At 61.9% G+C, this 12,425-nt stretch carries 10 protein-coding genes; 7 read left to right on the top strand and 3 right to left on the bottom strand.

Translation table 11 applies throughout. The features are described 5' to 3' along the window. Positions 1-106: 106 nt before the first annotated feature. The 3 genes from ASD52_RS09770 to ASD52_RS09760 form a co-directional block, all read right to left on the bottom strand. Positions 107-634 (bottom strand): DUF992 domain-containing protein, encoded by a 528-nt coding sequence (locus ASD52_RS09770; protein ID WP_057224028.1) that lies wholly within the window; start codon positions 632-634, stop codon positions 107-109. 321 nt (positions 635-955) lie between these two features. Next, entirely contained in the window at positions 956-1,168 is a 213-nt protein-coding gene (locus ASD52_RS09765; protein ID WP_057224026.1) for a hypothetical protein, read from the bottom strand. 113 nt (positions 1,169-1,281) lie between these two features. Beyond that, complete coding sequence (locus ASD52_RS09760; RefSeq protein ID WP_082571779.1) at positions 1,282-2,460, bottom strand: glycosyltransferase; 1,179 nt, start codon at positions 2,458-2,460, stop codon at positions 1,282-1,284. A gap of 330 nt (positions 2,461-2,790) precedes the next feature. Between ASD52_RS09760 and ASD52_RS09755 the strand changes: the two genes are divergently transcribed. The 7 genes from ASD52_RS09755 to ASD52_RS09725 all read left to right on the top strand — a co-directional run bounded on the left by ASD52_RS09755 (position 2,791) and on the right by ASD52_RS09725 (position 12,400). Further along, entirely contained in the window at positions 2,791-4,116 is a 1,326-nt protein-coding gene (locus tag ASD52_RS09755) for a polysaccharide biosynthesis/export family protein (RefSeq protein ID WP_025428358.1), read from the top strand. A 46-nt stretch (positions 4,117-4,162) separates the two neighbouring features. Beyond that, positions 4,163-6,436, top strand: a complete 2,274-nt coding sequence (locus tag ASD52_RS09750; protein ID WP_057224024.1) for an exopolysaccharide transport family protein — start codon at positions 4,163-4,165, stop codon at positions 6,434-6,436. Then, complete coding sequence (locus tag ASD52_RS09745; RefSeq protein ID WP_025428356.1) at positions 6,433-7,353, top strand: glycosyltransferase family 2 protein; 921 nt, start codon at positions 6,433-6,435, stop codon at positions 7,351-7,353. The genes ASD52_RS09750 and ASD52_RS09745 overlap by 4 nt, the downstream gene beginning before the upstream one ends. A 4-nt stretch (positions 7,354-7,357) precedes the next feature. After that, a complete protein-coding gene (locus tag ASD52_RS09740) occupies positions 7,358-8,665 on the top strand; it encodes a glycosyltransferase family 4 protein (RefSeq protein WP_063963277.1) in 1,308 nt (435 codons plus the stop codon). A gap of 229 nt (positions 8,666-8,894) precedes the next feature. Then, entirely contained in the window at positions 8,895-9,572 is a 678-nt protein-coding gene (locus ASD52_RS09735; RefSeq protein ID WP_057207542.1) for a sugar transferase, read from the top strand. A gap of 439 nt (positions 9,573-10,011) precedes the next feature. After that, a complete protein-coding gene (locus ASD52_RS09730; RefSeq protein WP_057207541.1) occupies positions 10,012-11,532 on the top strand; it encodes an oligosaccharide flippase family protein in 1,521 nt (506 codons plus the stop codon). 46 nt (positions 11,533-11,578) lie between these two features. Further along, the gene (locus tag ASD52_RS09725) at positions 11,579-12,400 is read left to right on the top strand and encodes a methyltransferase, TIGR04325 family (RefSeq protein WP_244496064.1); all 822 of its coding nucleotides are present in this window, start codon (positions 11,579-11,581) and stop codon (positions 12,398-12,400) included. Positions 12,401-12,425 lie beyond the last annotated feature (25 nt).

The raw sequence follows: 12,425 nt of genomic DNA, 5'->3' as shown, positions 1-12,425 counted from the left end.
TCGACGCCAGCTTCGGCTGAGGCAGCGCGGCGATCCTGAGATGTGGAGGCGGCGAAAAAGGATGGGGAAGCACCGGCGCGCAGCAGAGCCGCGCGCCGCTCGCAGATCAGTTCACCGAAGTGAGCGTCATCGACGTGCCGGTCGCGGCAACGTTGAGGCCGAGTTGACCCGTCACACTGACCGTCTGCAGGTGGATGGCACCGGCCGTACCGCCGATGAGGATGTTGGCGCCGACGCCTGCACCGAGCGTCGCTTCGGCGGTCGCACCCTGGTAGATGCCGCTCAACGCGCCCTTGTGATAGCCGGCGGTCGGCGCGAACACCGCCCAGATCAGCCGGCTGCGGGTGGTGAAGCCGACATCGACGCCGAGCTTGCGGATCGCACCGGCATAGTGGTCGGAAGCCTCCGCGCCGACGGTCGAACGGAAGACGCATTGGACTTCCTTGGCCGAACCCAGGACATAGCCGGCACCGCCGGCAATGTTGCAGTCGAGGTAACCGATCTTGACGCCACCGCGCGCGTCCGGCTCCCGGTAGGTGTCCTTGTAGGTCGGCAGGTCGGCGGCATTGACGGCCCACGCACCGGCAGACGCCAGGGTTGCAGCAGTAAGCGCCATCGCAAGACTCTTTTTCATAGTTCGCTCCTTTTCGGATCGTTATTGATCAACAGCACTCGGTCTTTTGGAAAACGAATCGAGCAACAGAGACGTCACCGTTGAACGCCGATCGGACATTTCGAAGGCACCGCTCCGGGCGCAAGCACCCGTATGCAAGTTTGCGGCGGACTGTTGCTGATGGAGAACACCAATCGCCTGCGGACACCTGCCGAAAGGCAGTTGCGCCAATATGGACACAGGATGGCGATGGCGTCGGACCAGTGTGGCTCGAAAGCCGCATAGCGAGACAGATCTGCAGAAGGTGCCGCCACCGGGAGCGTCGCTTCAACCGCCCATCCGTCAGCCTGCCTTGCGGTCAAGCCCCGTCAGCCACCCAACCGTCATCAGAACGAGGATTGCCGCAAGGGCAAGCAGACCGACGGCATACATCACGAGGAATTCGAGGATGCGCGGCACGAATAGCAGCGCCTGTCTCGGCAGCGATTGAGCACCACGCCAAGCGGGCAGCTCATCCCGATTGAAAGCCTCCAGCCGACGAACAAGAAAACGCATGTCCACCTCTTCCGGCCGACGGCAAGCCAAGGCGGCGCGCCGGCAATTCCCGTTTGAACATCGCTGGCCAGTCGTTGCTGCGACTGGCGGTCGATACGCAGCCTCGCCCGCCCTCAATGCAGCGGCGTCGCGCTTTCCGCGTCGCGCAATTGAAAACCGCCGATCGCCAGTTTTCCGTCGCCGAACGGCAGCGCGCGGCGCTGACGAAGCTCGTCATCGATCACCGCCTGCATGCCGGACTTGAATTTCCTGACGCTGAACTGGGCAGTGTGTGTCCTGATGACGTCGGGCCGGAAGGTATCTTCGCGCGCCTCGAAAGCGTAGATCGCCTTGATCAGCGCGTCGACACTCTGCTGCTCGAAAAGCATGCCCGTCAGATTGGGCACGACGGTTTCAAGCGCCCCCCCGGCGCCAAAGGCGATGACCGGACGGCCGCTCGCCATGGCCTCGACAGGCACGATGCCGAAGTCTTCCTCTCCGGGAAAGACAAGAGCGCGGCAGCGCGAGAGCTTTTCCTTCAGCACTGCAAAAGGCGCGCGCCCGAGGAAGGTGACGGTGGGACCGGCCATGCGCTTCAGCCTGACGATGTCCTGTTCCTTGCCGTCGCCGATCACGACCAGGTTCTTGCCCATCTTCGTGAACGCCTCGACCGCGAGATCGATTCGCTTGTAGGGGACGATCTGCCCCGCACAAAGATAGAAATCCTCGATCTGCGTCGAGGGTGCGAAGTCCTCTGTGCTCACAGGCGGATAGACGACCGTGGCCGGACGTCGGTAGTATTTGCCGATGCGTGCCGCAACATGATGGGAATTGGCGACAAACCGATCCACCCGCATGCTGGTATTGACGTCCCAACTGCGCAGCATCGGCGCCAGCACCGGCATCATCATCCGTGACAACAGGCCCGCGCTCGACCGATAGGCATGGTAGTGATCCCAGAGATAGCGCATGGGAGAATGGCAGTAGCAGATGTGTGCTGCATGTGGCGGCGGGATGATCCCCTTCGCTGGCCCTGACTCACTCGAAATGATCAGGTCGTAGCCGCTGAGATCGAGGCTCTCGAGCGCAAAAGGCATCAGTGGCAGCAGCGACTGATAGTGCCCGATCGCTCCCGGAATGCGCTGTAGGAATGACGAGGTGACCTTGTGCTTCTTGATCTTGTCGGACACGCGGCCCGGATCATAAACCAGGGTGAAGATGTCGGCCTCGGGATAGAGGTCGCAAAGCGATTCAATCACCTTCTCCCCGCCGCGCATCGATACCAGCCAATAATGAACGATTGCGACGCGCATAGTGCTCCCCTCTGAAACGATCCTGCCGCAGCATGGGACACACAAGGTGCGCGTGCACAGAGCCAAGATCGGTCCGGGGGTGCATCCGAAGGAACGATCGTCCTACCCGAAAGGTTTAGCGGCCGGTGGCGGCCGACCCGGGCTTAGCCATAGGCCGAGGCAATCCTATCCGATGGTGCCGCCGGTTTAGGGATATTCCCCTAAAGGGATTACCCTCGATTAGACCGCAGGGAATTTACCTCGAACGTTTTGGGCCGACAATCAATCCGACGCGCCACACCAAGCCGAGCTGTCCGGTACCGTGGCGCGCTGGAACATTAGCGAGGCCCCATGCCCCATGCCGATCACCGTATTCTACATCGCCTGTCGTCGCTTGGCCGTGTCTCGACCCTGTACCTGGCGATCGGCCTGAGCACTCTTGCTCCCATCCATCAGGCCCATGCCGAGCCCGTGTTCCGTTTGCAACCCCAGACAAGGGTCAAGGTCGCGATCGTCGAATGGGTCGCGGCGACCGGGGAATACAAGGAATGGACCGCGCTCAACGGAGAATATGTCGTTTCCCCCGCCGGCACGATCTCGGTTCCGCTGGTCGGCGAAGTGAAGGCCAAGGATCGGACACCCGCAGAACTGGCAGCCACGATCGCCGACCTCCTGAAGGAGCGCACCGGCCTCAGCAAGGCGCCGGAGACATCCGTCGAAGTTGTCCGCTACCCGATGATCTATGTCACGGGTCTGGTCGACCGGCCGAGCGAGCTGGAATTCCGCCCGGGCATGACTGTGATGCAGGCGGTGGCCATGGCGGGCGGGCGCGAACGCCGTACGAACCCTGCCGGCGGCTACTCCGACATGGAGCAGATCCGCTACACCGGCGAGTTGAACCGGATGGAACTCGAGATGATGCAACTCGCCGCCCGTCGGGCGCGGCTGAGGGCCGAGTTCACCGACAGCGCCAAGATCGAGTTTCCCCAGGCGCTCAAGGCCGCCGATGGCGCCGCCATCCAGCAGATCGTACGAGACGAGAGCACGCTCTTCGATGCCCGGATCGAAGCCATGCGCCGCCAGCTCGATTCCCTTGCCGAGCTCGGCACGCTGCTCAAGAACGAAATCGATGTGCTCGATGAAAAGACGGCCGTCCAGCAGCGTCAGATCGAGATCGCCCAGGACGAGCTCAAAGGCATATCGAAGCTGGTGAACGACCAGACGGTGACGAAGTCGCGGCAGACGTCGCTCGAGCGGATCGTCGCAGAGCTGCAAAGCGACAAGCTCGACCTCCAGGTGGCCGCCATGCGCGCCAAGCAGAAACTCAGCGAAACCGAACGCGATGCCGTGACCTTGCAGGGTCAACGCCGAACCGAAGCCGGCCGCGACCTGCAGACGACGGAAGCCGCGATCGAAGATCTGAAGCTCAAGCGCAGCACGACGCTGCAACTGCTGCAGATCAACGGCGCTTCGCTTTCCCGTTTCGCCGACAGGAAGGCAATGGACCTGGAGCCGCTGGAGTACTGGATAACACACGGCGGCGGCACCGACCCGGCCGTGAGGGTTACGGAAGCAACATTGCTGGTTCCGGGCGACGTGCTCGACGTGCGCTCGGCGCTGACGGCAGCGCTGGATAACAAGCTTCTGACATCGGTGGGCATCGAGCAGTCCCAATAGCAACGACAGATCAACTGTGGCGCAGCGTATTTCATGGGGAACACCAATGGTCGTGCATGACATCTCAAAAATCGTGCTGGATGAGAACTTCGAGGCCAAGCGTTCATCTGGCCAGGAGAGCATATCCTTCCGCGATGTTTCCGACTTCCTGCGGCGGCACCTCATTCGCATCGGGATCTGTGGTGTGATCGGGCTGGCGCTCGGCGCCTTCTACATACTCAACACGGCACCGACCTTTACCGCGACCGTCCGCCTGGTGATCGATCCCGAGCAGGGTCGCATCGCCTCACAGGATGCCTCGACCGGAACGATCATCATCGAAGCAGCCGAAATCGCCAGCGAAGTCGAAATCGTCAAATCCGAGGCGATTGCCCGCGCCGTGATCGAACAGCTCGACTTGACCAATGATCCGGAAATTGTCGGCGGCGGCGTCTCGATCCGCGGTATGATCGGCTCGCTGTTCTCGTCGGGGGCCAAGAATTCCGACGATGATAAGGTCGACGACGAGTATCTGATGCGGCGCACGATGGCCGCCTTTCTCTCGCGCGTAACCGTGCGGCGCGTCGGCCAATCCTACGTGCTTGAGATCGGCTACTCTTCCACGGACCCGCGAAAGGCGGCCAAGACCGCCAACGCCATTGCTGGAGCCTATATCCGCACGGGCATGAACGAGAGATCGGACGCCGCGAGAAGCGGCGCCAAGTGGCTGGAAAGTCGCCTGATCGAAGTCGGCGCGCAGGCCCGCGCAGCCGCCATGACGGTGGAAGAGTTCCGCGCCAAGAACGACATCACAACGGTCGGCACCGCATCGACGCTCGATCAGCAACAGCTTTCCGAACTCAGCAGCCAGATGCTGGCAGCGCGCGCCGCGACCGCAGCGGAATCGGCCAAGCTGATGACGCTGCAACAGCTCATGTCGAAAGATACGCTGGTCGCGACCGTCAACGACAGTCTCGACAACCCGCAGATCCAGAAGCTCAACGAAGAAATGCGCCTGGCATCCGCCAAGCTCGACAATCTCAAGACCCGATACGACAGCGGAAATCCCGCTATTGTCGCCGCCGAGGCAGATATTGCGCGGCTGGATGCCTCTCTTCGCAACGAATTCCTGCGCATCGAACAGTTCTACAAGTCGAATGTGGACATCGCCAAGACCCGGGAAAAGCTGCTGGAAAGCGAGCTTGCCAGCCTTACCGCGGCGGGTGCCGGCAAAAACGTCGCCCGCGTCGAACTCTCCGAGATGGAAAGCCGCGCGACCACCTACCGCAGCATGTACGAGGGCATTCTACAGCAGCTCATCGGCGCTTTGCAAAAGCAATCCTTCCCCCTCGGCAAGGCACGCATCGTGACGGCGGCAACGGCGCCGCTGGGCAAGACCTGGCCGAAACCTTCGACGATCATGCCGTTTTCGCTGATGTTCGGATTGGCAACCGGGTTGATGCTGTCGGTGCTGCGCGACGGTCTCGACCGGCGCGTCAGCTCCAGCGAGCGCCTTCGCGCCGAGCTCGGGATAACGTCGCTCGGCCACGTGCCGATGTTCAGAAGCAGCCCACGTCCCCATCAGCCTCCGATCGCCTCCACCATGCTGCCGCTTAGATCGGTCCTGGACATGCCCTATTCGCGCTTCTCCGAGGCCCTGCGCGGCGTCAAGAACTCGGTCGATTCCGCCTTCCCTGCCAATGCGACGGCGGTGATCGGCGTGACCTCGGTCGGACCCGGCGAGGGCAAGACCACGATCGCCGCCAACCTCGCCCAGCTCTACATGAACGAAGGGACCTCGGTCCTGCTCGTCGATGCGGATTTCGTCGGCTCGCGGCTCAGCCGCGTCACAACCGAGGACGGTGCGGGTTTCGGCATGGAGAGCCTGCGGATCCTGGGCATCGCCGGCCAATACTCCAGACGCAGATCGAGCGAAGCGCCGCAGCACGTCGAGGAATTCGACGGCAAGGCCGTTCGCTGCGTGCCGGTTCTGACCGTCGATCAGACACGCAAGGCGGCCGTCGCGCATCAGCGCTACGGCCACCTGCCGGCGCTGAAATCGGAACTCGAGCTTTTGAGACAGCGCTACAAGGTGATCATCGTCGACATGTCCGGCTTCGAGGATTCGGCCGATACGCGCGTGATCTGTACCTATCTCGACGGCATCGTCGTGGTTCTCGGACAATCCGACAAGATGACCGTCGAACGGCTCGGCGAGGCCCTGGCAACATTCGGCAAATCACGCGTCGCGTTGCTCGGCGTCATTTCAAACAGAAGCGACGGCCCTCGCCGTACCAACATCCGCTGGGACCGAAAACAATGGCGCAAGTTCAGAAAATGATGCAGGCGACAAAGGATTACGCCGAAGATCGTCCGGTCACGGTTGCCATCGGCATACCGAGTTGCGGGCGCAGGGACATTCTCTCCGCCGTCCTGCCCCTGATCGCCCGGCAGACCCGCCAACCGGACGAGATTTACGTTTGCCTCACCTCGCCCGAGGATATGGACCCTTGCTGCACCGAAGGGCTTGCGGTCCGCGTCATCGTCATCATCTCCGAGCGCGGCAGCTGTCGACAGCGAAATCGCATCCTCGCCGCCGCCAAGTCGGATGTTATCCTCTTTCTGGACGACGATTTCCTGATGGCGCCATCCTACGTCGAGGAAGTCGAGCGCCTGTTTTCCGAGAACGACGACATTGTCGTCGCCACCGGCACGCTGGTTGCCGATGGCATCATCGGGCCGGGCATTTCGGTCGACGGTGGCTTGGAGTTGATCGAGGCGGACGAACGTCTGCCAAAGTCGACGCAAGCCTTCAGGCCGATCTACAACGCCTATGGCTGCAACATGGCGGTTCGAACCGGCCCTGTTCGCGAAGCTGACCTCGCCTTCGACGAGAACCTGCCGCTTTACGGTTGGCTTGAGGACGTCGACTTCAGCCGGATGGCCGCCGACCTAGGCCGCGTGGTGCAATCCGGCAATCTCGTCGGCGTTCACCTCGGAACCAAAAAGGCGCGCACGCCAGGCATCAAGTTCGGCTATTCGCAGATCGCCAATCCGATCTACCTGATTCGCAAGGACACGATGAGCATTCGGCATGCCGGCGTGCAGATCCTGCGCAATCTGGTGGCGAATTTGGTCAAGGTCTGGAACCCGGAGCCCTGGGTCGATCGAAAAGGTCGCCTGCGCGGCAATGCCCGCGCATTCCTGGACCTGCTGACCGGCCGGCTGGCGCCGCGAAACGTCGAAAGGCTCGAATAAGACCATGACGGCCCTCTCACCCGACCGCGTCGTCGTCATCAACGATCGTTCCATCAGGGTTGGCGGCGCCACGAACCTCGCCATACTCTCGGCCGAGTTGCTGCAACGGCGCGACATACCGGTGACCTTCTTTGCCGGGGACAGCGCGCCCGTCGACCGACCGGCCGCCGATACGATCAATCTGGACGCAGTTCCCTTGCTGGAGCGACAAAGGAGCGATGCACTGCGGCTCGGTCTTTACGATCCGATCGTCTACGAGGCCCTCAACGGGTTGATTGCCAGCCGCGACACCCCGTCGACGATCTACCACGTTCATGGCTGGTCGAAGATCCTGTCGCCGGCGATCTTTCGTGCGCTCGCGCCGGTACGCGACCGTGTGGTCCTTCACGCTCACGATTATTTCCTCGCCTGCCCCAATGGCGGTTTCGTCAACTTCCGGACCAATCGTGTCTGTGAGCTGAAGCCGATGTCCGGCCGCTGCCTGACGACGCAGTGCGACAAGCGCGGCCTGCATGAGAAGGCCTGGCGCTCGGCGCGACATATGCTGCGCGAGCACTTCTTCCCGACCAAACGAGTGGCCGCAAACATCATCGTCGTGCATGAGAGGATGCGAGCCTATTTCGACCGTGCCGGCATGAACGGCACGCAAGTGGAAACGGTCCGCAATCCCGTCCTTCCCTTCGTCGGTCCCGGGCTTCAGCCATGGACCAACCGCAACTTCGTATTCGTCGGTCGGCTCGAACCCGAAAAGGGTTTCGAGGACGCCGCCAGGGCGGCGAGCCTTGCCAAGGTGCCGCTGCATTTCATCGGTGATGGTGCCGGTCGCGCACTCATCGAGAAAACCTATCCAGAGGCGACCGTTCACGGTTGGAAAACCAGGGACGAAATGCGCGATATCATCCGCAGCGCTCGTGCTGTCGTCGTTTCGTCGCGTGTGCCGGAACCGTTCGGGCTGGCGGCCCTCGAAGCCATCGCCAGCGGCATACCGGTCATCCTGACCGATGCGGCGTTGCTCGCCGACGAGATCGCAGCCCTCGGCTGCGGCGTCAAATTCCGCATCGCCGACATCGAGGATCTTGCCGCTGCGATGCGCTCCCTTGCCACCGACGACGCACTGATCCGGCAAATGAGCGAGAACTGTTTCAGGCAGGCAGCCACGCTCGCCCATACGCCCGAAACCTGGGCGGACGCATTGGTCGATCTCTACGGTCGCGTGCTGCATCGTGCCTACCGGACCACGATCGATCTCCGGCAGCATCGACTGACAAAGACAGTGACGCTCGATGATTTGCGCAGTGGAGATGCCTTATGAAACGGTTTCGGTCAGTGGGCGGAGTACTCTTGCGGCAAAGGCTGCGACCGCTTGGCGAAGCCCCGAGCCGTTCTGCCACCTCCCGATTAGGAGGTTTACGCAACGTTTCTGTATTCCTGCCCGGCGTGTACCTCCATTGGACTAGGTCCTGCCCATCAGGGTCGATTGTAAATTAAGGCGCCCGCTGGCAGCCTGTTAAGGGCGAACGGTGTTTGGAGGGGTGAGAGATATGCTGTCCGTTTCTGATGGCGTTGCACGACAGAGGCATACCGCGCGCGGGACCATCGCAACACGGCGCGCTAGCAGATCCAAGCGTCTGATCGACGTGACCGTCTCCATCCTGGCGCTGATCTTCCTTGCGCCGGCCCTGGCGCTGATTGCAATTGCGCTCATGATCGTCGACGGACGCCCCATCCTTTTCCGGCAGGCCCGTGTCGGCGCGCAGGGAGAGATGTTCGAATGTCTCAAGTTCAGATCCATGCGCCTCGATGCCGCGGAACGGCTTGCGGAACTGCTGGCCTCCGACCCCGAGCGAAACAGGGAGTGGATGGAGAAGCGCAAACTCGTCGGCGACCCGCGTGTCCATTGGCTCGGCAAGGTCTTGCGGATGACCTGCCTCGACGAACTGCCGCAGTTCTATAACGTGCTGCGTGGGGATATGAGCCTTGTCGGCCCTCGCCCGATTTCACCTGAGGAAACCGAGAAATACGGGCAGAACCTGCATTACTACACGGGACTGAAGCCCGGTATCACCGGCATGTGGCAGGTGAAAAGACGGCCGGATACAACCTACGACGAGCGGGTCCAATTCGACATCGAGTACTATCAGTCCCGATCGATCTACCTCGACATCGTGATTATCGTAAAGACGGTAGGTGTCGTCCTCTTTGCAACAAACGAGACCTGAGGGGCGTTCACCAGATGAAAAAGAACACGGCGGCCCAAAAGACAAGGCACAGCACGACCACGGACCAGCGAATGGCCAGCTTCGTGTTCCATGCAGGCCGATTGGTCATGGCGCCCTCTTTGTCCAACGACATCCGTCTCAACATCTGCTGCGAGCTCCCCTCTCCCGCTTGCGTCGCCGCTCTCTCCCTAGCCGCAATAGGCCACGGAATTCAGGCGAACTGCGGGCGCCACCGTTCACGCCATCGCCCACTCTGTCGTTCAAAACGGGCTATACCCGAATCAGAGCGACACCGCACACCATACCTTAGGAGTTGCGAATTTTCAGCAAAACGGGGAAATTTCGCAAAAGTCGATACGCAACGCGCGCCACAAGCGGTTGAGCCCGACCCGTTACCACCCTTCCGCCAGCGCCATTTCTTCCCAGTCGTGGTGCAATGATGCCCCGCTGGATCGAGACGGCAATCCTCCCACTACGACGCCTGTTGCCAGGCTCCCCGCGCGCCTTGCGCCTGCCCGACCTGATCGGCGACGGCTTTGCCGCCCTTTGCGCCAAAGTCATCTCGCAGGCTGCCCAGCTGTCGATTTTCATCGTTGCGGCACATGTTCTGGCGGCGGCCGAGTTCGGCTTCTTTGCGTTCGCATCCTCCTTCGCCATCTTCGTTCTCGTCGTCGCCGAGGGTGGATGGGGCGAGTTCATCATGAAAGGCGGCGCCGATAAGACGGATATCGATCAGCTTGCGACCCTGTCGATGCTGTCCGGGCTTATCGCCACGATCCTGGGCCTGTGTACCGCTGCAACCATGTTCATGCTGGGTCACGGCTGGAATGCACTGCTGGTCGCCCTTTTCAGCTCCTGGTATCTGCCGGCATCGCTGTCGACAGTTTACGACGGCATTCTCATCTCTCAAGGTCGATTGCGCGGCCAATCCATCATCAGGATCGCTGCCGAGATCATCGGGCTACTCGTGGCGATCGGCGGGCTTTCCTTGCAGTGGAACATCGTTGCGCTCATCTGCGGACGGTTGGCGCAACAACTGACGATCCTGGCCGCGTCGATGATCCTGGTGCGATGGCTGCCGCGTCTGCGCCTGCGTCGCTCATACGCCGTGCAGGTGTTGGAATTCTCACGCCATATCGTCGCCAACCGGCTCGTGGTGTTCTTTCGCTCCTACGCCGGCACGCTGGTGGTGGGCAGCTTCCTCGGCCTGGCCGAAGCGGGCTACTACCGCGCGGCGGAAAGGATCGTCGCCGCCTTCTCCGAGCTCATGGGCGAGCCCGCCCGGATGCTTGCCTGGATCCTCTTCGGCCGCGTGGCGGGCAAGGACAAGGGCAATGTCGACCGGGCCGCGATCGGGGCGACAGCCACCACCTTCATGACCGTACTGATGGCCATCTCGACGCCGATCTATCTCGGTCTCGCACTGATCTCGGCAGAATTGATCGACGTCGTCTTGGGTGAGAAATGGGCGCCGGCGGCGATCCTCGTCGCAATCCTCGCCGCAAAACAGACGCTTCTGATCCCCGGCTATGTGACCGAACCGCTGCTTTCACTGAGCGGCAAAATTCATCGGATGCCGAGGGCCGTCATGTTGAATGGGGCGATCTCCGTCGGCTTGATCATTCTCCTAACCCCGTTCGGCGCGGTTGCGACGGCGCTGGGACAATGCGTTGCCGCGGTGTTCTCGTTCAACATATCCATGCGGCTTCAATCACGCGAGGGCGAACTTGCCTGGAACCGCGTCCTTCGCGACTGCGGCCTGGTGGCGATCGCCGTCTGCGCCATGGCGGCCGCCGTCTTTCTGTTCGGCCGGATAGCCGAAGCGTCGTCGCTGAAGCAGATGTCGACGATCGCGCTGCAGGTGGTTGCCGGCGCGGCGATCTATGTCGCAGCACTCGCCGTGCTGCAGCGATGGAGCGACGCCCTGCGGCCGATCTTCGCCTTCGGCCGCCACGGATGAGAAACCGACGGAACGACGCAGGCGCGACAACCAGGGGAGACGCATCGTGCTGACCAGCGATATCAGGAACACAGCTTACCCGCTTCTGCGCAGCGCGATGCGTAGCCTCAATCGCTCCCTGACACCGCTGAAGGTGGCCGGTGGACGCCTGCGATATCTCTCGCCTTTTCCGCAGCGTTTCACCGGCGCCTACGCGTCGTTCGAAGACGCCATCGCCGCCGCCCGCTCCAACGGGCTTGCCGGCTATGATCATGAGGAGATCGCCCAGGTCGCCTTCGAGAAGATGTGCAAGGTCGCCCCCTGGGACTATCCGGTGCTTTTCTGGATGCGGCAGGTCATGGACGAGATCGATGGTCTCGTCGATGCCGGCGGCCACATGGGCACCAAATACCGGGCGTTCCGCGACCTTCTCTCGCTCGACAGATCCTTCCGATGGGTGGTCTACGACCTGCCGGCAATCGTGCAGGTCGGCCGACGCAGGGCCGAACAGGACGAGCTCGACAATCTGCATTTCGTCGATCGCATCGTCGATGCCGGCCCTGTGCCGTTGTTCCTCGGCTCAGGCCTGCTGCAATATCTCGATATCCAGTTGTCTGATCTGCTAGGGCGGATGCCCGCCCTGCCCCGCCACCTCCTGCTCAACAAGGTGGCCCTGAGAAAAGGCGGCGCCGTTGTAACGCTGGAGCGCATCGGCACGGCCATCGTGCCTTACCAGATGCGGAACGAAGAGGTGTTCCGCAGCGACATCGAGAGACTCGGCTACCGCCTCGTCGACCGCTGGTCCATCCCGTCGCTCTCACATGTGATCGAAACACATCCCGAGCTGGGGCCGAGCGAAAGCGCCGGTTTCTATTTCCGCCTGCAATGACGACCAAGGGCCTGTAGGCGAAGGG

The organism is Ensifer sp. Root142, assembly GCF_001426785.1.
Classification (GTDB): domain Bacteria; phylum Pseudomonadota; class Alphaproteobacteria; order Rhizobiales; family Rhizobiaceae; genus Ensifer; species Ensifer canadensis.
The sequence above is the reverse complement of the archived record's forward strand: the minus strand, read 5'-3'. Positions and strand labels throughout refer to the sequence as shown.